We start from the raw sequence: 21,565 nt of genomic DNA, 5'->3' as shown, positions 1-21,565 counted from the left end.
AGAAAATATGTGCAAATGGAAACTTACGGTTAGTGGCCATGATACCGGTAATGGGAATCATTATCAATAAAAGGTGAGTTTGTGTGAGTTTTACAGAAGAAACAAGATCACCGGAGCACCTGTTATCACTTGAACACGTTTGGATTTTGCAGACGTGGCCGCAAAGAGGCATACTGACAGTCACGGCGCGCAGATTGCGCCGCCTAACAAGAATATTAAAGGTAAGTTCGTGAACACAATCGACAACAAAAGCGTGCAGACGAAAACATTTCGCTGGAAACGCTGGCAGCGCTGGGCCGTCGGCACAGGCTGCGCCCTGGCCGCCTACAGCGCGGCCGGCTTCTGGCTGGTGCCCTACGTCATCAAAAACCAGTTACCCAAATTTGCCGAGAAAGAACTCGCGCGCCAGGCCAGCATCGCTGACGTGCGCTTCAACCCGTTTACCTTGCGCCTGGAAGCGGACCAGATCGCTTTCAAGGAAGCGCCCGGCGCGGATGGCAAGAGCGGCGCGCCGCTGCTGTCCATCGGTGCCCTGGCCGTGCAGCTGGAATGGAAATCCATCGTGCGCCGCGCCTGGAGCCTGGCGGAAATCCGCATCACGGCGCCGCAAGCGCAGCTGACGATCACGCCGGACGGCAAGTTCAACCTGGCCGAAGTGCTGGCCACCTGGCAACGCAACCATCCGGAAAAGAGCGACGGCGGCATGCCGCGCCTCGTCATCGCCCACTTTGCCCTGGAACAAGGCAAAGTAGACTGGCAAGACCAGAAGGCGGGCTATGCGGACAACTTTACGCCGATCAACTTTACGCTCGATAATATCTCGACCCTGCCCGACGCCAACGGCAGCTACAGCCTCAGCGCCGATGCGGCGCGCGGAGGCAAGCTGCACTGGCGCGGCACGGCCTCGCTGAGCCCCATCCGTGGCGAAGGCGAGCTGATACTGAACGACGCATCCCTGCCCGGCCTTGCCGCCTATCTGAAAGCCTATACGCGCGCCACAGTCACGAGCGGCCAATTGTCGGCGCGCCTGCCCTACGCCTTTTCCTATGCGGACGGCAAGCTGGAAGCGACCGTCAAAGGCGCGGGCCTCGCCTTGCGCGACCTGGCGCTGGTGCAAGATGGCAAGGGCGCGCCATTCACATCGCTGGACACCTTGGGCATCGCCGGCGTGAACGTGGACCTGGCGCGCCAGAACGTCACGGTGGATAAAATCAATCTGTACGGCGGCAAGGTGGCCGTGCGGCGCGACAGCAAGGGCGAGATCGACGTGGCGAACCTGATGCTGCCGGGCAATCCCGCACCCGCCGCCACCGCGCCAGTCGCACCAGCCAAACCTGGCAAATGGAAGGTGGATTTAAAACAGCTGGCGCTGGCCAATGTGGACGTGTCCGCCATCGATGAAACCGTCTCGCCAGCCTTGCAGCTGAGCGCGAAACAATTGCAACTGCAGCTGCAACTGGGCTTGCAACAAGGTTCGGCGGGCATGGCCACCGTGATCGACGGCGCGAGCTTCAGCCTGGCCGACCTCGCCATGCAGCGGGGCGCGCAAACGCCGTTCAAGCTGGCCCAATTGGGCTTTACGGAAGGCAAGATCGACCTGGCGGCGCATGCCGTGCACCTGGGCGCCGTGACGGCCAGCGGCGCGCAGATCGACCTGGCGCGCAACCGCCAGGGCGAATTTGCGATTGCGCAAAAGCTGCCCGTGTTTGCCTCCGGCAAAGCCGACGCAGACAAGGAAACCCCTTCCGCGCCGTGGTCCACCAAGGTAGACAAGGTGGAGCTGAGCAAGTTCGGCGCCCGTTTCGACGATGCGGGCACTGGCATCAAGGGCAACCTGCAGGATGCCAGATTGTCCCTGCAAAACGTCAGCAACGACATGCAGCAGGCGCTGCCTTTCGAGCTGGGCGTGGGCCTGCGCGAAGGCGGCTTACTCACGGCCAATGGCAAGTTCGTGCCGGGCACGGGCGCCGTCGATGCGCAATTGAATTTGAAACAGCTGACCCTGGCCCCTGTGCAACCCTTGCTGGCGCAGCATGTAAAACTGAAGCTGGCGGGCGGCTCACTCTCCGGCAGCGGCCGCCTGACAACGGGCGGCGGCGCGCCGAAAGTGCCGAAAGTACGCTATGTGGGCGGCGTGGATATCGCAGGCCTCGTGCTCAATGAAACGGATGGCAAGCGCTTTGCCTCGTGGAAGAGCGTGCGCGCCGACAAGCTGACGGCCAGCGTGGGGCCCGATTTTGTCGATATCCCCGAACTGCGCGTGGTGGAACCGAACGCCCAGCTGATCATCGAAAACGACCGCAGCCTGAACGCGCAGCGCTTGCTGGTCAAGGCACCGGAACCAGCCACTGCACCCGCCCCGGCTCCTGCCGCCACCACGCCGGCCGCCGACGCCGCCTTCCCCGTGCGCGTGCGCCGCGTGCGCCTGCAAAACGCCAAGCTGGACTTTGCCGACCTCAGCTTGCGGCCCCAGTTCGCCGCCAAGATCTATGAACTCAATGGCGTCGTCACGGGCCTGTCGACGAAGCGCGATGCGCGCAGCCAGATTGAACTTGACGGCCGCATCGACGAATTCGGCCTGGCCCGCGTGCGTGGCCAACTCAATCCGTTTGCGCCCACCGACAATACGGACCTGAACGTGGTCTTCAAGAATGTCGATATGGTGTCCGCCTCGCCGTACACGATGAAATTCGCCGGCTACAAGGTGGCTGAAGGCAAGATTTCGCTGGACTTGCAATACAAGGTGCGCAACCGCCAGCTCGACGGCACGAACCAGATCGTGCTCGACAAGCTGACCCTGGGCGAGCGCATCGACAGTCCGGACGCCTTGAAACTGCCACTGGAACTGGCGCTGGCCATCCTCAAGGATTCGGACGGACGCATCGACCTGGGTTTGCCCGTGTCGGGCGACATGAACGACCCGCAATTCAGCTATGGCGCCCTGATCTGGAAAGCCGTGGGCAATGTGCTGACGAAAATCGTCACGGCGCCGTTCCGCGCGCTGGGCAATTTGCTGGGCATCAGCGCCGACAAGCTCGAATCCATCGACTTCGATGCGGGCAGCGCCGTGCTGCTGCCGCCGGAACGGGAAAAACTCAAGCAGGTGGCGCAGATCCTGGCCAAGCGCGAACAGCTGAAGCTGGCCGTGCCCGGTCAGTACAGCGACACGGATGCAGCCGCCCTGCGCGCCCAGGCCGTGCGCCGCGCCGTCGCCGCCAAGGCCGGCATCAAGCTGGAAGCGGGCGAGGAGCCGGGACCGTTGAACCTGGGCGAACGCAAGATACGGGGCGCCCTGCGCGACCTGTACGGCGAACGCTTCGGCAAGGCCGAGCTGGACAAGCAGAAAAAGGCGGCGGAATCGGCCGTACCAGCCACAGCGGCCACAGCGGCGGCATCCGCCAGCGCCTCCGCTCCGGCGGTGGCCAAGATCCCCGTCTTGCAACGCCTGGGCAAGCTGATCGAAGGAGAGCCGCAAGTGGCCGACACGGGCGCTTTCTACAACGGCTTGCGCGAGCAGCTGGAAGCCAAGCAGCCCCTGCCTGCCGACGCATTGAGCAAGCTGGGCACTCAGCGCAGCGCGGCCATCCTGGCAGCCCTGCAGCAGGACGGCACGCCGGCGGCCAGGGTCAGCGCTGGCGCACCGGAAAAAACGGAGGCCGCGCCGGGCAAGCCGGTGGGCTTGAAGCTGGGATTGGCAGCGAAATAAAAAAGGGCGTTGTCTGCAATAAGCTTGCGGACAACGCCCTTTTATCAGGAAGCGAATTTATTTCTTGGGCTGATATTGTTGGCGGTCAAATCCGCTGACATCAAATTCAAATACGGGTGCGCCTTCCTGAAAAATATCCACGGCAATCCGCACTCTTTTCGCTTTTTGCAGTTTTCCCAGGAATTTCTCATAATTGCGCAAGAAAATCGTATCTGAACTATTGTCCGCAGGAGCCACTGCGGAATAATTCACGGGCTTTTCGTCATCAAATCTCACCAGCACCGTGCAATCTTGATAGGAGGGGCACAATATCTGCCCCTTTCTAATGGAAAAAATCACATCTTTACCTTGACGGTATCCTGCCCGCAAAGTCAATTTGGCGTTTTGTAATCCGCTGTAGGGGAAGTCAAAATTAACGCTATTGGTGCTATACACGTTAGCGAAATAGGTCGTGCCGCCATCCATCTTGTCTTCACTCACATCATAATTCCACTGTTTTCCCGTCACAACTGTTTCGGCCACGGCAGCGGCGCTTGCCACTGGCGCAGAGGCTGCGGCACCGGCTACGGGAACTGGAGCGTTTTTCGCCTTTTCAAGCGCCAGCTCGGCTTCCAGCGCGGCGATCTTTTTATTCGCCGCATCCAGTTCGGCATTGGGTGTTTTAGGAGAACAAGCACCAAGGGAAAGTAATGCGGCAGTTATTACTGAGAGGGTCGTCGTTTTCATTAAGTCAGTCACAGATATGCGATATGGGTCCGCTCCTGAGTCTAACAAACGGCATTCCCACAAGCAACATGCAAATTTGAAAACTCGCCAGCCCGACAATGAATGACGCTGCGGCGCCGCCAGCAGTGGCGGCGCCGAAGCGAGCGTAATTATTTCGTTTTCCCCGCCTCCTTCACCACCTCGTCCGGCAAGGCAAACGCCACCAGGCTATCGCCCATCTTCGTGCCGAGCGAACCGTGGCCGCCGGCCATCACCACGACATATTGCTTGCCCGTCTTGTCTGACACATAGCTCATCGGTGTCGCCTGGCCGCCGGCCGGCAGGCGGGCTTTCCACACAGTCTTGCCGTTGCGCACGTCGTAGCCGCGGATGTAGTAGTCGAGCGTGCTGCTGAGGAAAGCCACGCCGCCGCCCGTGGTGCTGATGCCGCCCAGGCTGGGCACGCCCAGCGGCAAGGCGATGGGGACTGGGGCGCTGTCGCGCGTGGTGCCGTTCTTGTGCATCCACACTTTTTTCATGGTGCGCAAGTCAACGGCGGCGATATAGCCCCACGGCGGTGCCTGGCACGGGAAGCCCAGCGGCGACAAAAAGGGCTTGATTTCCACGGCGAATGGCACGCCCGTCTGCGGCTGCAAGCCCATTTCCGAACCCGTGCCGCCCTTCGCATTGGCTTGCGCGCGCGGCACCAGGCGTTCCAGGAAGCCCATGTAGTCGGGGTTCACCAGCAGCAATTGACGCACGGGATCGACAGCCGCCCCACCCCACTCGAAGATGCCGAGCGGGCCCGGCGAGATGATGGCGCCCTTGATCTTGCCTTCGGCCACCGTCTGCGGCGTGAACGGGCCTTCGTAGCGGTGCTGGCGGAAGATGATGCGGCAAGCCAGCTGGTCGAACGGCGTCGTGCCCCACATATCCGTTTCGCTGATGTTTTTCTCGGGCAAGAAAGTGAGGGCCGAGAATGGCTGCGTGGGCGACAAGCGGTCGCCGGGAGCCGGGTTCTTCGTCGGCACGGGTTTTTCCGGCGCCGGCACCACCAGGCTGCCATCGCGCCGGTCGATCACATAGATATCGCCCCGCTTGGTTGTGGCCACCACGGACGGTACTTTCCCTTTCGGCGTGTCGATATCGACCAGGGTGGGCTGGCCGCCGATGTCCATGTCCCAGATATCGTGGTGCACGGTCTGGTAGACCCAGCGTACCTTGCCCGTCGCCAGATCCAGCGCGACGATGGCGCTATTGTATTTCTCGCCATGGGGATTGCGGTTGCCGCCCCAGGTATCGGGCGTTTCATTGCCCATCGGAATATAGACCATGCCCAGCTTTTCATCGACGCTGGACACGCCCCAGGAATTGGGCGAGTTGTTCGTGTAGGTCTTGCCATCGGCAATCGGCGCCGTGTCGTCCGGGTTCGAGGCATCCCAGTTCCACATCAGCTTGCCGGTGACGGGATCGTAGCCACGGATCACGCCCGACGGCTCTTCCGTGGAAAAGTTGTCGGTGACGCTGGCGGCCATCACCACCACGTTCTGCGCCACGGCCGGCGGCGACGTGGGCATCAAAAAGCCCCGCTTCTTCATGCCCATGCCATGGTACAGGCCGATCACGCCGTTTTCGCCAAAGCTCTTGCACGCTTCGCCCGTATCGGCATTCACGGCGATCAGGGTCGCATCCATGGTGGGCGCCAGGATGCGGCGCGGGCATTCCATGGTGGCAGCTTCGGGTGCCGGGTCGCCCTTGGCGCGGCCCGCGTTGACGTCCCAATAGGCCACGCCACGGCAGATCATGTGCTGGTAGCTGGACGCGTCGCGGTTGATCTTCGGATCGTGGCGCCAGATCTCCTTGCCCGTGTCCGGGTCCAGCGCGATGACGATGTTGTGCGGCGTGCACAGGTACAGCATGCCGTTCACTTTCAGGGGCGTGACTTCGTTGGCGATCTCGCCAGGATCGTTCGGCCCCTTGAAGTCGCCCGTGTTGTACACCCACGCCTGTTTCAGCTGCGCCGCGTTGGCCGGCGTGATCTGCGCGGCCGGCGCATAGCGGTCGCCATAGCCGGAGCGGCCATACGCGGCCCAGTCGTTGGGCGCCACGCCGGGCGCGAAATCGCCTTGCGGCGTGGCGGCCATGTTCTCGGCCGGCACTTCGCCGTGCAGGGTGTAGTAATCCTGGAACAGCGAGAACACGCCTACGGCAGCCGTCAGCACCACGGCGGCGGCCAGCGCGCTCTTGCCCGCGTCGCGCGGTTTCGCCCCGGCCGTCAAGGGCGGATCGAGGCGGCGGTCGATGAACGGCAGCAGCAGCCAGACGGCGGCGGCAAACCAGATATCGAGGCGCGGCAGCAACTGCCACCAGTCGAATTTCACTTCGATCACGGACCAGATCAGGGTGGCGAACAGCAGCAGCGCGAGAAACAGCTGGGCGCTGCGCCGTCCCTTCCACACGAGCGCACCCGCGATGAGCATGCCAATACCGGCCACGACGTAATACCAGGAACCACCGAGGCTGACGAGCCAGGCGCCGCCGCCGGCAAGCGCCAGGCCCAGCACGATGAAGATGACTGCGGTGATGATAAGCAAGGGTCCAGGCCGGGCAGAGGCAGTCATGATGCTCCTTTACAAGAGTCAGTCGGCGGCACGCGCCTGCGCACCGTATTTGATGGCGATCAAGGAAATTGCATTTTTTCACTAATTGGCAAAGCGTGCCACACGCCAGAACGCCCGATGCATGCCGTGTGGCTTTTTATACACGAGCTGAGCATCCAGCCTGCCACAACCATATGATTTTTGATGAAAAAAATGAATAAACTAAATAAACAACAAATTTCTCGAATAAAACGATTTTTTATCGTAAAATGAAAACATCCAAGCCAAGCATTTCAGGTCAGCCATCACGCAGGATCACTTGCACAGACCGCACTGGAGCACTGCCATGAACGCATTCCTTGCCATTCACCCCTTCCTTCGCTGCGAAGACCTGTCGCTGATGCGTCCGGCGCTGGCGCTGGCAGGCCTGCTGTTGCTGCTGGCCGCCCTGCTCTGGCGCCGCACCCGCTGGCACCAGGCTGGCCGCGCGCCGGGCGCGGGCGGCACGCCGGCCGATCTGCATGCGCTGCTGCAAACGCGCAAGGCGGCGCCGCCGGCCAAAGTGGCTGACAGCGCACCGCCGCCGCAAGCGCCCAAGGCGCCGGACACGCCGCCATTCGAGGCAGCCCGCCTGGACGCCATGTTCGGCCACGACCGGCGCCTGCAGGGCGAGATTCTGGCACTGTTCGTGGCCGAGTCGCGCGACCGCCTGGCCGGCATCGCCCATGCGCTGCGCTGCGAGCGGACGGCCCCGGCAAGAGTGCTGGCGCAGGAAATTCTCGACGGCAGCCACGCCATGGGCTTGCTCCCCTTGCAGGCGCTGGCGCGCCAGGCCGTGCATGCGGGCTTTTCCAACGATATCGGCGCGCTGCGCCGCCTGCACGCGGAACTGCTGGTGGCGCTCGATGCGCTGTCGCAAGCCGTCACGGCCCTGCAAACGGCGGACGTGGCGCGGGCCGATGACTGCAGCGGCGTAGCAAGCCGGCCATGAGCGTGCATCAGGAGCCGGTGCGCGACATGCAAGGTTTTTAGTGAATTCATCTAATTCGTTAAAATTGATTTCTTGAGCGCGATTGCGTATCATTCCCTTTAACTTCATCCGCGACCATAGAACCCATCATGCACACTGCAGACGTTTGCACTACCCAAAAGGCCGCCGAAATCCTCGGCATCTCGGTCACATCGGTGCAGCAACTGGTCGAGGCCGGCGTTATCGAAGCCTGGAAGACCAAGGGCGGCCACCGGCGCATTCCCCTCGCGGCTGTCGAGGCTTACAAGGGCAATCCCGGCCAGCCCGGCCAGGACCAGCGCGCGGCGCGGGCCAGCCGCCCCGTCCCATCGGGCCGCCCGCCCTCGATTTTGGTGATCGAAGACAATCCCATCGAACGCGCGCTGTATGAAAAGCAGATCGGCGCATGGGGCTTGCAGGCAAGCTTGCGCTTTTGCGAGAACGGCTACCAGGCGCTGATGGAAATTGCCCGCGACCAGCCCGATATCCTGCTGGCCGACATCATCATGGAAGGCATCGACGGCTACGAAGTGATCCGCACCATCCTGGCCGACCCGCTGCTGGCGGACATGCACATCGCCATGCTGTCGAGCCTGACGCCGGAGGAACTGGAGGAACGGGGCGGCGTACCGCCCGGCGTGGTGTTCTTTGCCAAGCCCGTCAATTACGACGAACTGCGCGGCTATCTGCGCGCCTGCTGCGCCGGCCATGCGCGGCGCAACAGCCTGGCCGCCTAGCCCGCGACCGCCTCCCCTCTCGTCCCGGAGCCGCCATGCCAGCCTATCGCCACATCGATCCTGCCGTGCTGTTCCAGGCCACCGGCCGCGACCTGGAGATGTTCCGCGCCCTGTCGCAGACCTACCTCGATACGTCGCCAGCCATGTTTGCGCGCGTGGAGCAGGCCGTGCGCGGCGGCGCGGCGCAAGCCATCGTGCATAGCTGCCATACCTTGCGCGGCACCGTGGTCCTGCTGGGCGCCAGTACCCTGGTGGCGCGGCTCGCGGAACTGGAGCACCTGGTGCGCCACCGGGGCGTGGCGGCGCCGGGCTGGCTCGCTGAAACGGCAGCGCTGGTCGGCGCAGTGGAGCAGGAGGTACGCCGCAGCATGCTTGAATACACGGGCGCGCAGGCATGAACGCGCGCCAGGCCCTCCTGCGTCTGGCGCACCGCTACCGGCCACGCACCACGGCGGCCGTCGCGGGCCTGGTGCTGGTGGGCCTGCTGGCGCTGAGCATCGTCGTCTCCGGCGTGCTGCTGCACCACGAAGCCGTCGATGACTGGAAACAGGACCTGTCCAAGCTGTCGCTGCTGCTGGCGGAAAACACGGCGCAGAGCATGACGGCGGCCAGCCTGGTGCTCGACAGCGTCAGCAACGAAATCGAAGCCGCCGCCCCCGTGGATGCGCAAGCGCTGGCCGCGGCCGCCGGCACGCCGGCCATGCACCAGATGCTGTTGCACAAGATCGGCGGCGTGCCGCAAGTGGATGTGGTGTCCATCGTCGGCAGCGATGCCAGCGTGCTGGCCTTCAGCCGCGCCTTTCCCGCGCCTCCCATCCGCCTCGACGAGCGCGACTACTTCGAGTATCACCGGCGCCATCCGGACGGCGGCATGCATGTCAGCGCGCCCGTGCAAAACAAGGGCAATGGCGCCTGGACCTTCTATATCAGCCGGCGCATCAGCGGGCCGGACGGCCGCTTCCTGGGCGTGGTGCTGGTCGGCCTGTCGTGCGACTTCTTCAGCAAATTCTTCCACAGCACCAGCATCGGCGAACACACGGCCTTTTCCCTATACCGCAGCGACTACACGCTGCTGGCCCGCTGGCCGGCCGTGCCCGCCATGATGGGCAAGCGCAACCTGACGGGCAGCACCTATCGCCTGCTAGAACAGGGCAAGACCGATGGCGTGCTGCAAGTGGACTCGCCGCGCGTGGCCGACCAGGGACGCGCGGTCAACCGCCTGGCCGGCATACGGCTGGTACGCGACTATCCGCTGGCCATCAACGTGACGGTGACGGACGAGGTCTACCTGGCGGGCTGGCGGCGCATGCTGCGCACCATGGGCGGCGCGGCCGTGGTCAGCCTGCTCGTGCTGGCCGCGGCCATCGCCCTGATCATGTCCCTGCTGCGACGCCAGGAGCGCGACGCGGCCATGGCGCTGGCGCTGCAGACGCACGCGGAAGCGGCAAATGCCGCCAAGCCGCCGGCGCCCGAGACCGCGCCGCCATCCGCATCCGAATCTGCACCGGCGCCGACGCCGGGCGCGCGCATCCTGCTGGTCGAGGATACGGCGCTGAACCGCCAGCTGGTATGCCTGCAGCTGGGCACCTGCGGCTACAGCATCGACACGGCGGAGAACGGCGCGCTGGGCCTGCAGGCGCTGGCCGAACAACAGTACGACCTGGTCCTGATGGATGGCATGATGCCCGTCATGGACGGCTACCAGGCGTGCCAGGTCCTGCGCGCCCGCGAAGCGGCCAGCGGCGCGCCACGCCTGCCCGTCATCGCCCTCACGGCCGGCGTCACCGCAGACGACCGTCAGCGCTGCGTGGCGGCCGGCATGGACGATTATCTGGCCAAGCCCTTCACGGCCGCCCAGCTGCGCGCAATGGTCGAGCGCTGGCTGGCGCGCTAGCCGGCGGCTGCCGCCTGGCGGCAAATTGGCCACACTATCACCTGCGTAGTCATGCGTAAAAGTTGTTCTCCGTGCATATCAGGTATAGCATCGCCACATGAGCTATCACACAGATGCGGCGGCGTTGCGCAGGCGACTGATCGAATGGCTGTTCTTGCTCCTCGGGCTGCTGATCGTCGCTGCCGCCCTCGCCTACGCGCACCTGGCCGAGGCGGCGCGGCACGATGCGGCCGAGCGTGAACGGCTGAGCGTGCTGACAGCGCTGCTGGCAAAAAATATCGAAGTCGACCTGGCGGCGACGAATCAGGTGCTCGACGGCGTGATCCGTGATTATCTTGCCGCCGGCGCCGCACCCGACGCCGGGCAAGCCCTGCCACGGCGCCTGGCCGCGCTGGTCGACGCCATGCCGGGCGTGCGCACCATGCTGGTCATCGATGCCAGCGGCAAGCCGGTCGCCACCAACATCCCGGAGCTGGCCGGCCAGGATTTTTCGCGCCGCGGCTACTTCCAGACGGCGCGCGACGCGCCCGATGCGCGCATGCTGTATATCTCGGCCCCTTTCCTGTCCTTCAGGCGGGACCTGGTCATCACGGCGTCGCGCATGGTGCAGGACCGGCAAGGCCGCTTTGCCGGCGTCGTGGTGGCCACCTTCGACCGCGAATACTTCACGGCCAAGTTCCGCACCGCCATGTATGCGGCCGATGTCTGGGCCGTGGTGGTGCATGGCGACGGCCGGCAATTCCTGAACTATCCGGCCAAAAGCGCCAATGGCGGCAATGTGGACCTGCCCGGCAGCTTCCTGCGGCGCTTCCGCGACAGCGGCTACCAGGCGGGCGTGCTGAGCGGCGTCGAGATTGCCGGGACCGGTGCCTCCGCCGCCCCCCGCGTCATGGCCATGGCGACCATCGCCCCCCCTGAGCTGCACATGGACCGCGCCCTGATCATCGGCCTGAGCCGCGAAGAAGCGGCCATCGCCGCCCCACTGCGGCGGCAGGCGCTGGGCTACACCCTCTGCTTTGCCATGCTGGCCCTGGCCGCGGCCAGCCTGCTGTTCTGGAGCCAGCGGCGGCGGCGGCAGCAAGCCGCCTGGCAGGTGGAGCAGGAAAGGGAGCGCCAGGCCATGCAAGCCGTGTCCGACAGCGAAACGCGCTTTCGCACCTTGATCGAAGATGCGCCTGTGGCGATCGCCATCCTGCGCCATGGGCGCTTCGTGTATTCCAATCCCCGCTACCGCCACCTGCACGGCTACGCGCTCGAGGATGACCTGAGCGGCCTGCCCTGGCGCGCCATGCTCACGCCCGCCTCGCAAGTGGCGCTGGCAAGCAACGAAGCGCTGATCGAGGCCGATTCGGCCAGCGAACAGATGTTTGAAGCCGTCGGCGTGGACAAGCAGGGCCGGCCCGTGCCCATCCTCAAGACCAGCACGCGCGTGATGCTCAAGGATGGGCCGGCCACGCTGATCTTTGCCCAGGATATTTCCGCGCAAAAGCAGGCCGAGGCGGCCATGCTGCTGGCGCGCGATGGCGCCGAGGCGGCCAACCGCAGCAAGGCGGAATTCCTCGCCAACATGAGCCATGAAATCCGCTCGCCGCTCAACGCCATCCTCGGCATGGCATGGCTGCTGGAAAGGGGCAGCCAGGATGAGGAAGGACTGCTGATGACGCGCAAGATCCGCGCCGCCGGCCAGTCGCTGCTGGGCATCATCAACGACGTGCTGGACGTCTCGAAAATCGAGGCGGGCCACATGACCATCGAGCAGGCGCCGTTCCACCTGGCCGAAGTGATCGAAAAGATTGCCGCCAGCATGGGCGTGGCCGCGCATGACAAGCCGGTTGAGGTGCGGATCGGGCCGCTGCCCGATGGCATCGACCACGTGCTGGGCGACGCCCTGCGGCTGGAACAGGTGCTGGTCAACCTGACCAGCAATGCCATCAAGTTCACCGCGCAAGGCACGGTCGAGCTGACGAGTGCGCTGGAGAGCCGGGACGGCGACGCCGCCGTGCTGCGCTTTTGCGTGCGCGACACGGGTATCGGCATCGCCCCCGAAGTGCAGGAAGCGATCTTTTCCGCGTTCGCCCAGGCCGATACTTCCACCACGCGCCGCTTCGGCGGCACGGGCCTGGGCCTGACCATCTGCCGCCAGCTGGTGCGCCTGATGGGCGGCGCCCTGCACCTGAAAAGCGCATTGGGCCAGGGCAGCGCATTCAGTTTCACGGTGCCGCTGCAACTGCTGCCCGCCGGCGCCCTGTCAGCGCCCGACATGCAGGGCATGCAGGACCTGCGCGTCTTGCTGGCCGATGGCAACGCCGGCACGCGCGAAGCGGTGGGCGTCGTGGCGCGCGGCCTGGGCTGGCACGTGCATGCCGTGTCCGGCGGCCAGGCGGCACTCGATTATGCGCTGGCCTGCGCCGGGGATGCGCGGCCCGGCGTAGTGCTGCTGGCCGCGCGCATGCAGGGGCTGGATGGCGAAGCCACGGCGCGCGCGCTGCGCGAATACTTGCCGCCGCAGGACTGTCCCGTCGTCATCCTGGCAGCCAGCGGCGCGCCGGCGACAGCACCCGCGCGACGGTGCACCGACCCGGCGAATGCCGCCGATGCCATCCTCAACGAACCGGTGACCGCTTCCAGCCTGTACAACGCGACGATGGAAGCGCGCCAGCAGCGCGCCAGGGCCGCCGGCCTGGACGCCAGCCTTGCTCCGCTGGAAGAGCGCCAGCTGGCCGGCGTGCGCGTGCTGGTGGTCGACGACAGCGAGATCAACCGCGACGTGGTCAAGCATATCCTGTGCGACCAGGGGGCCGTGCCCTCTTTCGCCTGCGATGGCCGGCAGGCGCTGGACTGGCTGCTGGCGCACCCCGCCGATGTCGACATCGTGCTGATGGATGTGCAGATGCCCGTCATGGATGGCTTGCAGGCGACGCGCGCGCTGCGCCAGCTGCCGCAATTCCAGGACCTGCCCGTAGTGGCACTGACGGCTGGGGCGTTCCAGACACAGCGCGCGGCGGCGCTGGAAGCGGGCGTGAACCATTTCATCAGCAAACCGTTCGACGTGCCGCAGACCATAGCCCTGATCGCGCGCGCGCACCGGCGCCATGCGCAAGGGCTGCCGTCCCTGCCGCCGTCCATGGCCGAAATGGCGATGCCCGTACCGCCAAACGGCGCGGCGCCCGCGATCGACCTGGCGCAGGGGATGGCGCAGTGGCTCGATGCAGCGCCCTACCGCCAGCACCTGTCGCGCTTTGGCAGCACTTATCGCAACACGGTGGACGCCATGCGCGCCCTGCTGGCGGCCAATGCCCGCAGCGACGCCGCCGCGCTGGCGCACAAGCTGGCAGGCGTGGCCGGCAGCCTGGCCCTGCCTGCCACCCTGCATGCGGCCCAGCATGCGGAACAGCTGCTGCACGCCGGCGACGATGCGGCCGCCGCCCTCGATGCACTGGAACAGGCGCTGGCGCAGGCCATCGAGGCCGTCGCCGCCTTTACGGCACGGATGCCGCCGTCCGGCCAGGCGGCAGTATCAGAAACGCAACATGGCCGGGCATGCCAATGATAAACTTGCCAATATGAAAATTTGGGAGACGCCATGATCTGGTGCAGGGATTTGCTGCTGAAAGCCTTGATGCTGGGCCTGCTGCTATTCGTCGTGGGCGAATCGCTGTCCTACTGGACGCCGGAAATCAGGAAACTGCTGGTCTGGCGCCCTTCCTGATACCAGCCTAGCCTTCGCGCCCATCCACCCTGGCGCGCCACAGGTACGGCGCATACACGCACGCATACAGGCCAAAGGCCAGCGACCAGCACGCGCCGGCCGCCAGCAGCAGCGGCATGGAGAGCGAAACGGGACCGACGGCGGCCAGCAGGCGCGCCAGCGCGCCCAGCTGGATCAGCCAATACATCGCCGCTTCCGCCCTGCCGCCTTTCAACGGGCGGCCCGTGTGACCCAGGGTCGTGCGCGTCATCATGCCGATGATCAGGCCCGCCATCGACCCCACCGTCAGCGCGTGAAACGCGGCGCTGGCAGGCAGCAGGTGCAGGCTGGCCAGCGCCAGCAGCGCGAAGCCGATGCCGATCCACGCATATGACAGGTGCAGGATCCACAGCAGCGGCACGCGCAAGGTGCGCTGTGGCTGCCATGCCAGCAGGTTGGCCAGCGACACGCCGGCGGCACAGAAGGCCAGCAGCGCCGTCAGCCAGGACGGCGCACCAGCCAGCCACGCGATCGCAGCCGCCGCCATGCAGGCCACGGCGATCAAGGCCCGCTGCGGACTGGCCACGGGCGTACTGCCTGGCGCGCCATTGCGGGTGAACATGGGGATCACGCGGGCGCCGATCACCGATTCGATCAGCACGATGATGAAGATGGCCGCCTGCACGGGCAGGAACAGCGACAGCGGCAGCCAGCCCAGCACGGACGCGTGGAACAGGCCATTGGCCAGCGCCAGCAAGGCCAGCAGACCGACGAGGAACAGGTTGCGCGTATTGCCCGAGCGGCGCAGCACTAGGTACAGGGGCCAGGATGCCAGCGGCAGGAACAGCCAGTCGACCAGCGCTGGCACGAGGCCGGGGCCACACAGCATGGCCACGCGTCCCGCCAGCCACAACGCCGCCAGCGCCATCAGCTGGGCGCCGTGCGGCGTCGGCAAGCCCGTCCAGTTGCGCCCCGCCGTGTAGAGGAAACCAACGATGACGGCCAGCGCGAAGCCGAACACCATTTCATGCATATGCCAGCCCAGCCCCACGTGCAGGCCGCCCGCAAGCACGCCGAAATAGCTGGCCAGCCACAGTGGAATGCTGATGGCCGCAAACACGGCCGCCAGCAGGTAGAACGGGCGGAAACCCAGTTGCCAGACGGCGTGGCCGGCATGCCAGGGCGCCGCGCCAGGGGCGGCGGCAGAAGGAGATGGTTCGCTGATCGGGGTGATGGCCATGATGGACTCGCTTTTAAAGATATATTCAATATACTACTTTAAAAGCACAAGGACGGCTATCGGCAAAAAGAACTAGCGAAATAGATCGCAGTGGGCCTGGGTCCGACCCGGCGGGCCAGACCCTTCTACCGGGCTACTTGCCCTGGCGGTGCTCGACCGCATACACGGCCGCCTGCACGCGGCTGGTGAGGTTGAGTTTTTTCAGCACGTTCTGCACGTGGATCTTGACCGTGCTTTCGGCCAGGTCGAGGGTGCGGGCGATGCCCTTGTTGCTCTCGCCGCGCGACAGGCAATCGATGATTTCCTTTTCGCGCGGCGTGAGCTTGTCGAGTTCCGACACGGGTTCTTCGCGCCGCGTACCCGCCTGCAGCTGCGCCACCAGCTTGCCCGTCATGGCTTCGGCAATGACGACTTCGCCGGCGGCCGCGCGGCGGATGGCGCGCACCAGGTAGTCTGCATCGATATTCTTGATCAGGTAACCGCAGGCGCCCGCGCGCAGGGCCGTCGCCAGGTCTTCCGCGTCTTCCGACACGGTCAGCATGACGATGGCCGTGTCGGGGCAGTCGTGCTGCATCAGTTGCAGCGCTTCCACGCCGGACATGCCGGCCATGTTCAGGTCCAGCAGCACCACGTCGGGCTGCAGCTGGATGGCGCGCTTGATGCCTTCCACGCCATCGGCAGCCTCGCCCACGACGGAAAAATCCGTATGCCGCTGCAGCAGCGAGCGTATGCCGCTGCGGAACAGCGCGTGGTCGTCCACCAGCATGACGGTGATCGGTTTATCGGGAGTCTCCATTTTTTGTACTTTCAGGTAGTTACTTAGGCGGCGCGGCGCTGTTCGCGCGACAGGTGCAGTTCGACGGTCGTGCCGCCGCCGGGACAGGCAAGCACGTCAAACGTGGCGTCGATGCGCTGTGCGCGCTCGCGCATGATATGGATGCCGACATGGCTGTCGCCCTTTTCCAGCACGGCGGCGGCATCGAAGCCGACGCCATTATCGCTGATCGTCAAGGTAAAGTCCTGGTGATCGGCGAGGCGCACCTCGACGTGGCTGGCCTGGGCGTGCTTGCGGATGTTCGACAGCGCTTCCTGCACGATGAATAATAACTGCAATTGCTGCTCGCGGGGGAATGGCGCGCCGTCGACGTCGGCCAGCAGATCGGCCTCGATGCCCGTCTGGCGGCGGAATTTGTCCACCGCCGCGCGCAGGGAGCCGATCAGGTCATCCTCCATCAGGCGGCTGCGGAAGTTCGCCAGCAGCTCGCGCACGTCCTCGTAGCTTTCCTTCACGCCCGCATGCAGGGCCGGCACGATGCCCGCCACCTCGTCGAAACGGGCGTTGCGCACGGAGTCGTCAAGCATCTGCACTTGCAGATTGAGGAAATTGAGGCTTTGCGCGATGCTGTCGTGCAGGCCTTGCGCCACCAGGTTGCGCTCTTCGGAAATGGCCATTTCGCGCTCGCGCGCGGCCAGGCGCAGGTTTTCCAGCGCGATGCCCAGCAGCTGGCCCAGGGTTTCCAGCAAGGCCAGTTCGCGCGCGGAAAACACGCGCGCATGGCGGAAATGCAGGTTGAAGAAGCCCAGGTGCTGTTCGTGCGCGTGGATATGGAAGACGGAGACGGTGGCAAAGCCTTCGCGGTGGCAGCGCAGCTCGTGCGCCTTGTCGATGCGGCGCATGTCGTGCACCTTCGCCACCTTCATCTCGACGGCCGTGCCGCACAGGCAGTCGCCCACCTTCAGGCAATGCTCGGACGCCACCAGCTCCTCGGACAGGCCCGTGTGCACCACCATGTGCAGGTTGCCCCGCTCGGCGTCGAGCACCCGCACGGTGGAGCCGTCGGCCTCGAAATAGTCGACGATGCGCTGCATGAAGCCGCCGCAAATGTCTTCCAGGGGCTGCGGGCGCTGCAAAAAGGCGGCGCTTTCGTACAGCAGCGCCAGTTCGCGGTTGCGGTATTCGAGGGTGGCCGTCTTGCTGCGCACGCCCTCTTCCAGGTTGCCGTACAGCGCCTGCAGGCGGTCGGCCATCTGGTTGAAGCCACTGGCCAGCTGGCCGAATTCGTCATTGCTTTCCACTGCCAGGCGCACGCTGAAATCGCGCTCCTTCATGCGCTGCATGCCAAGGCGCAGCCGCGTCACCGGTTCGATGATCAGCATGAACATCAGGTAGATCATGCTGACCGTGCCGATGACGGCCATGCCGACGAGGATCAGCTGCGAGGCGCGCAGCCAGAAGGTGCGCTGTTCGCTATCGTGTTCGATCAGGCGCACCAATTGATCGACCTGCCCCACGAAGGTATCGGCGTCATGCTCGAACTGGCGCGCGCGCGCGATGGAATCGGCGGCCAGCGCGGCCGGACGCAGGGCGCCGCGCCAGGCAACGCCGATGCGCTCGAATTCCGACTTGATGGCCGTGCTGGGAGGCAGGAACAAGGGGCGCTGCGGGTCGCCGTGGCCGATCTTGGCCAGGGTCTCGTCGATCAGCATCGCCTGCTGGCGCGCCTGTTCGCGGGCATCGCTGGCATCGCTGGCAAGCAGCAGGGTCAGGCGGTAGGTCTGCATGCGCAGCCGGCCCGTCTCGTTGATGGCGGCCGAACTGCCTTCCAGCTGCCACGACAGGAACAGGGTGCAACCGATGGCGCTCAGGGCCAGCACCAGCATGAGCAGCAGCGCGCCGACGATCTTGGTCGACAGCTTCTGCCAGGAGGAAAACATCGCCTTGAATTTCATACCGCCCTTGAATGTAAATGCAAACTGCCTCAGCCGCCCGTCTGTGCCATGAACCGGATGATTTTATCGGGCTGCGTATTGAAATCATGCTGCTGCGGCTTGAGTTCGATGGCGGCGCGGATCGCCGCTTCGATCTCCGCATCCGTGGCCCCGCCGCGCAGCATGGGGCCGAAGGCGAATTTCTCTTCCTGGCCCAGGCACAGGTACAGGGTACCATCGACGGACAGGCGCACGCGGTTGCAGGTGGCGCAAAAATGCTGCGACATGGGCGTGATGAAGCCGATGCTCGAGCGCCCGTCGGCTGTCGCCATGTAGCGCGCCGGCCCGCCACCGAGCTCCATCGCCTGCGGCACCAGGCCAAAGCGGGCCGCCAGGCGCTCGCGCACGGGACCAAGGGGCATGTAGCAGGCATTGCGGCCCGTGCTGCCCATGGGCATGGCTTCGATCAGGCGCAGGATGAACTGCTGCTCGATGCAGAACGCCGCCATGGCCTCGATCTGGCCGTCATTGACGCCGCGCATGGCCACCATATTTATCTTGATCGGGTCGAAACCGGCCGCCTTGCCCGCCATCAGGCCATCCAGAATCGGTTGCAGGCTGTCGCGCCCCGTGATCTGCTGCATGCAGGCGCGGTCCAGCGAATCCAGGCTGACGTTGATGCGGTCCACGCCCGCCGCGCGCAAGGCCACGGCATGCTTGCCCAGTTGGGTGGCATTCGTCGACAGCGACAGGTCCTGCAGGCCAGGCAGCGCCGTCAGCCGCTGCGCCAGTTGCGGCAGGTTGCGCCGCAACAGGGGCTCGCCGCCCGTCAGGCGCACGCGGCGCGTGCCGAGGCGAACGAAGATGCCCAGCAGGCGCTCGATCTCGTCGAACGTCAGCCAGTCCTTCGGTTCCTCGAAGCCGCGAAAGCCCTTGGGCATGCAGTAACTGCAGCGCAAATCGCAACGGTCGGTAACGGACAGCCGCACATAATCGATCGAACGGCCAAAACGGTCCTGCAACTTGACGCTACCCATGACGCTACTCCTGTTTCTTTCTTGATTGTAAAGGCTGGGGCACGATCTGGCTGTGCCCCAGAAGGCCTAGCGGCCTACGCCTTTCGGACTACGCCTTTCAGCCTACTGAACCAGCGGACTGGCTGTGCCTTCCAGCTCGACGCCGGCGATCTCGGCGCGCCCCACCAGCAAGTGCAGGTACTGGTGCACGGCGCGCTGCCACGCGGCGCGCGACAGGCGGTCGGCGATCTGCGCCTGCACCGCCTCATAGGCGATGGCCTGGCCTTCGACGCGGCGCAGCACTTGCACGATGTGGTACCCGAAGCGCGTTTCCAGCAAATGGCCGGCCAGCGCGCCCTCTTCCAGGCGGAACAGCAGCGCGTCGAATTCCGGCACGCTCTGGCCCGGCGACAGCTGGCCCAGGTTGCCCCCCAGGGCGCCGGACGGGCAGTTCGAATACTGCGCCGCCAGTTCGCCGAAGCGCTCGGGCGTCAGTTTCAGGGCATCGAGCACGGCTTGCGCCGTCGTGCACAGCAGCTCCAGCGGCGCCTCGGGCGTCACCTGGAACAGGATGTGGCGCGCCTCGACCAGCGCCCCGCTGCTGAACAGCTGCGGGCGCTGCGCATAAAAGGTGCGGCAAGCCGCATCGTCGGCGGGCGGCACGCGCACTTCCTGCGCAAACAGCGCTTCGATGCGGTCGTCAGTACTGCCGCCCTGAACGCCGAGGCGTTCGGCCTCGTCGAGCAGGAGCCGGCGCAGCACCAGTTCATGCACGGCCTGTTTCAGCGGATTGCCGGCGCCGTCGTGATGCGGCAGCTCCTGCGCGATGTCGGCATCGTCGATATCGATGCCATTGACGGAGATTCCCATGATGTAGCTCCTTTCTTAGCGGCGGCGCACCAGTTGATAGGCGCGGCCCAGATATCCAATGGCGCCGAAGCCGCTCCACACGTGCACCAGGCGGGTGAACGGGAAGATGACGAACAGCGACATGCCCATGAACAGGTGCAGCTTGAACACCAGCGGCGCATCGACGATGAAGCTGGCGGCGTCGCCGCGGAAGGTCACGATGTGCTGCGCCCAGTTCATCAGCAAGACCATCATGTGGCCATCCATGTGCGAAGCCGAGACGAAGATCGACGACAGGCCCAGCAGCAAGGTCAGCAAGATCCACACCATCACCAGCTTGTCGCCGGCCGTGGTGACGGCGCGCAGCCGTTCATTGCCGAAGCGGCGCGCCAGCAGGATCAGGATGCCGACCAGGCACAGGCCGCCCATCACGCCGCCGGCCGCCATGGCCACGCCCTGCTTCAGGCTATGCGACACGCCCAGGGTATCCCATACCCAGACGGGGGTCAGCAAGCCGGCCGCATGGCCGAACAGCAGGCCGATGATGCCGATGTGGAACAGGATATTGCCGAGGCGCAGGCTGCCGCGGTGCAGCAGCTGGCTGGAATCGGACTTCCACGTATATTGCTCGCGGTCGAAACGGATCAGGCTACCCAGGAAAAAGATGGCCAGCGCGATGTATGGATAAATGCCATACACAAATTGATGCAAGTAATTACTCATGATGTACTCTCCTCATGCGGACGCGATTCAAGCGGCGCGCCGCGGCTGCGGGTGAAAATGCACGGGATGGACGCCGCCCGGCGCTTGGCGCAGCAACGGCTCGACGCCGTCCGCACCGGGACCGAAGGTTTCCAGCGCTTCGTCCATGTCGCGCACCGGCGGTTCGGCCAGCATTTCTGCCGCCACGGGGCTCAGGCGTTCGAGCAGCGTGAAGACGGGCGCGTACGGGCTGCCGTTGGCCGTCAGCTTGCGGCCGATGTGCGCCAGCACGTGGACGGCATCGCCCAGCAGCGGTGCCGAGACTTCCTCGTCGAGCTGTGCCAGAAACTCCAGGAACAGGGGCACGAAGTCGGGCAAGTCGTCGCCCACCATTTGCAGGCCGTGGCGCTTGTATTCCTCCATCAGGTCGACCATGGCCTGGCCCCGGTCGCGCGATTCGCCGTGGATATGCTCGAACAGGTGCAGCGAGTGCGACGGATTGCGGTCGAAGGTGGCCACGTACTGCTGCTGCAGGTCGATCAGGCTGCTGCTTTCCAGGTGCGCCAGCAAGGGCCGCAGCAGCGCGTGCTGCTCCGGCACGGCCGCCAGCGCGGCGCCGAGCTGCGGCAGGTGCGCGATCAGCTCTGGCTCGGGATACAGCAGCAGGCGAGACAGGACTTGGTAGTGATGCATAGCGTGTTCCATATGAG

16 protein-coding genes are annotated in these 21,565 nt (G+C 65.0%); 7 read left to right on the top strand and 9 right to left on the bottom strand.

The features are described from left to right. The first annotated feature begins 229 nt into the window (after window positions 1–229). Entirely contained in the window at window positions 230–3,706 is a 3,477-nt protein-coding gene (locus JAB1_RS08340) for a DUF748 domain-containing protein (protein ID WP_254672007.1), read from the top strand. Between the two features lie 57 nt (window positions 3,707–3,763). Here the strand turns inward: JAB1_RS08340 and JAB1_RS29500 are convergent, their stop codons facing one another. Continuing rightward, window positions 3,764–4,432 (bottom strand): hypothetical protein, encoded by a 669-nt coding sequence (locus JAB1_RS29500; protein WP_070256319.1) that lies wholly within the window; start codon window positions 4,430–4,432, stop codon window positions 3,764–3,766. A 149-nt stretch (window positions 4,433–4,581) separates the two neighbouring features. Next, entirely contained in the window at window positions 4,582–7,032 is a 2,451-nt protein-coding gene (locus tag JAB1_RS08330; RefSeq protein WP_070279453.1) for a membrane-bound PQQ-dependent dehydrogenase, glucose/quinate/shikimate family, read from the bottom strand. Window positions 7,033–7,357: 325 nt separating this feature from the next. Between JAB1_RS08330 and JAB1_RS08325 the strand changes: the two genes are divergently transcribed. From JAB1_RS08325 to JAB1_RS30515, 6 genes are all read left to right on the top strand, one after another. Beyond that, window positions 7,358–8,002, top strand: coding sequence for a hypothetical protein (locus tag JAB1_RS08325; RefSeq protein ID WP_070279452.1), 645 nt, complete (start codon window positions 7,358–7,360; stop codon window positions 8,000–8,002). A 128-nt stretch (window positions 8,003–8,130) separates the two neighbouring features. After that, the gene (locus JAB1_RS08320; protein WP_070279451.1) at window positions 8,131–8,757 is read left to right on the top strand and encodes a response regulator; all 627 of its coding nucleotides are present in this window, start codon (window positions 8,131–8,133) and stop codon (window positions 8,755–8,757) included. Window positions 8,758–8,792: 35 nt separating this feature from the next. Continuing rightward, complete coding sequence (locus JAB1_RS08315) at window positions 8,793–9,155, top strand: Hpt domain-containing protein (protein WP_052140072.1); 363 nt, start codon at window positions 8,793–8,795, stop codon at window positions 9,153–9,155. Next, a complete protein-coding gene (locus tag JAB1_RS08310) occupies window positions 9,152–10,651 on the top strand; it encodes a response regulator (protein WP_070279450.1) in 1,500 nt (499 codons plus the stop codon). The genes JAB1_RS08315 and JAB1_RS08310 overlap by 4 nt, the downstream gene beginning before the upstream one ends. A 97-nt stretch (window positions 10,652–10,748) precedes the next feature. Further along, a complete protein-coding gene (locus JAB1_RS08305; RefSeq protein ID WP_083299618.1) occupies window positions 10,749–14,201 on the top strand; it encodes a response regulator in 3,453 nt (1,150 codons plus the stop codon). Window positions 14,202–14,234: 33 nt separating this feature from the next. Next, window positions 14,235–14,360, top strand: coding sequence for a hypothetical protein (locus JAB1_RS30515; RefSeq protein WP_275527765.1), 126 nt, complete (start codon window positions 14,235–14,237; stop codon window positions 14,358–14,360). 7 nt (window positions 14,361–14,367) lie between these two features. On the opposite strand, the gene JAB1_RS08300 is transcribed toward JAB1_RS30515, so the two are convergent. The 7 genes from JAB1_RS08300 to narJ all read right to left on the bottom strand — a co-directional run bounded on the left by JAB1_RS08300 (window position 14,368) and on the right by narJ (window position 21,560). Continuing rightward, on the bottom strand, window positions 14,368–15,579 hold the full coding sequence (locus tag JAB1_RS08300; RefSeq protein ID WP_083299617.1) for an NnrS family protein: 1,212 nt from the start codon (window positions 15,577–15,579) through the stop codon (window positions 14,368–14,370). Window positions 15,580–15,712: 133 nt separating this feature from the next. Further along, window positions 15,713–16,375, bottom strand: coding sequence for a response regulator (locus JAB1_RS08295; protein WP_034781594.1), 663 nt, complete (start codon window positions 16,373–16,375; stop codon window positions 15,713–15,715). A 23-nt stretch (window positions 16,376–16,398) separates the two neighbouring features. Then, window positions 16,399–18,294 (bottom strand): type IV pili methyl-accepting chemotaxis transducer N-terminal domain-containing protein, encoded by a 1,896-nt coding sequence (locus JAB1_RS08290; protein ID WP_254672006.1) that lies wholly within the window; start codon window positions 18,292–18,294, stop codon window positions 16,399–16,401. Window positions 18,295–18,338: 44 nt separating this feature from the next. After that, the gene (gene moaA / locus JAB1_RS08285) at window positions 18,339–19,325 is read right to left on the bottom strand and encodes a GTP 3',8-cyclase MoaA (RefSeq protein ID WP_070279447.1); all 987 of its coding nucleotides are present in this window, start codon (window positions 19,323–19,325) and stop codon (window positions 18,339–18,341) included. A gap of 102 nt (window positions 19,326–19,427) precedes the next feature. Continuing rightward, window positions 19,428–20,174, bottom strand: coding sequence for a peptidylprolyl isomerase (locus JAB1_RS08280; RefSeq protein ID WP_070279446.1), 747 nt, complete (start codon window positions 20,172–20,174; stop codon window positions 19,428–19,430). A gap of 15 nt (window positions 20,175–20,189) precedes the next feature. Then, the gene (gene narI, locus JAB1_RS08275) at window positions 20,190–20,876 is read right to left on the bottom strand and encodes a respiratory nitrate reductase subunit gamma (protein WP_070256335.1); all 687 of its coding nucleotides are present in this window, start codon (window positions 20,874–20,876) and stop codon (window positions 20,190–20,192) included. Between the two features lie 27 nt (window positions 20,877–20,903). After that, complete coding sequence (gene narJ, locus JAB1_RS08270; protein WP_231958226.1) at window positions 20,904–21,560, bottom strand: nitrate reductase molybdenum cofactor assembly chaperone; 657 nt, start codon at window positions 21,558–21,560, stop codon at window positions 20,904–20,906. Window positions 21,561–21,565: the final 5 nt, after the last annotated feature.

This window comes from Janthinobacterium sp. MP5059B (assembly GCF_001758645.1).
GTDB classification, from domain to species: Bacteria; Pseudomonadota; Gammaproteobacteria; order Burkholderiales; family Burkholderiaceae_D; genus Janthinobacterium; species Janthinobacterium lividum.
Note: the sequence above shows the minus strand (reverse complement) of the source record. Positions and strands in the feature narration are given on the sequence as shown.

Bases quoted from the DNA above. Each gene is read 5' to 3' on its own strand.
- JAB1_RS29500 (WP_070256319.1), bottom strand. From the start codon at position 4,432: ATGAAAACGACGACCCTCTCAGTAATAACTGCCGCATTACTTTCCCTT.
- JAB1_RS08330 (WP_070279453.1), bottom strand. From the start codon at position 7,032: ATGACTGCCTCTGCCCGGCCTGGACCCTTGCTTATCATCACCGCAGTC.
- JAB1_RS08325 (WP_070279452.1), top strand. From the start codon at position 7,358: ATGAACGCATTCCTTGCCATTCACCCCTTCCTTCGCTGCGAAGACCTG.
- JAB1_RS08320 (WP_070279451.1), top strand. From the start codon at position 8,131: ATGCACACTGCAGACGTTTGCACTACCCAAAAGGCCGCCGAAATCCTC.
- JAB1_RS08315 (WP_052140072.1), top strand. From the start codon at position 8,793: ATGCCAGCCTATCGCCACATCGATCCTGCCGTGCTGTTCCAGGCCACC.
- JAB1_RS08310 (WP_070279450.1), top strand. From the start codon at position 9,152: ATGAACGCGCGCCAGGCCCTCCTGCGTCTGGCGCACCGCTACCGGCCA.
- JAB1_RS08305 (WP_083299618.1), top strand. From the start codon at position 10,749: ATGAGCTATCACACAGATGCGGCGGCGTTGCGCAGGCGACTGATCGAA.
- JAB1_RS30515 (WP_275527765.1), top strand. From the start codon at position 14,235: ATGATCTGGTGCAGGGATTTGCTGCTGAAAGCCTTGATGCTGGGCCTG.
- JAB1_RS08300 (WP_083299617.1), bottom strand. From the start codon at position 15,579: ATGGCCATCACCCCGATCAGCGAACCATCTCCTTCTGCCGCCGCCCCT.
- JAB1_RS08295 (WP_034781594.1), bottom strand. From the start codon at position 16,375: ATGGAGACTCCCGATAAACCGATCACCGTCATGCTGGTGGACGACCAC.
- JAB1_RS08290 (WP_254672006.1), bottom strand. From the start codon at position 18,294: ATGTTTTCCTCCTGGCAGAAGCTGTCGACCAAGATCGTCGGCGCGCTG.
- moaA (WP_070279447.1), bottom strand. From the start codon at position 19,325: ATGGGTAGCGTCAAGTTGCAGGACCGTTTTGGCCGTTCGATCGATTAT.
- JAB1_RS08280 (WP_070279446.1), bottom strand. From the start codon at position 20,174: ATGGGAATCTCCGTCAATGGCATCGATATCGACGATGCCGACATCGCG.
- narI (WP_070256335.1), bottom strand. From the start codon at position 20,876: ATGAGTAATTACTTGCATCAATTTGTGTATGGCATTTATCCATACATC.
- narJ (WP_231958226.1), bottom strand. From the start codon at position 21,560: ATGGAACACGCTATGCATCACTACCAAGTCCTGTCTCGCCTGCTGCTG.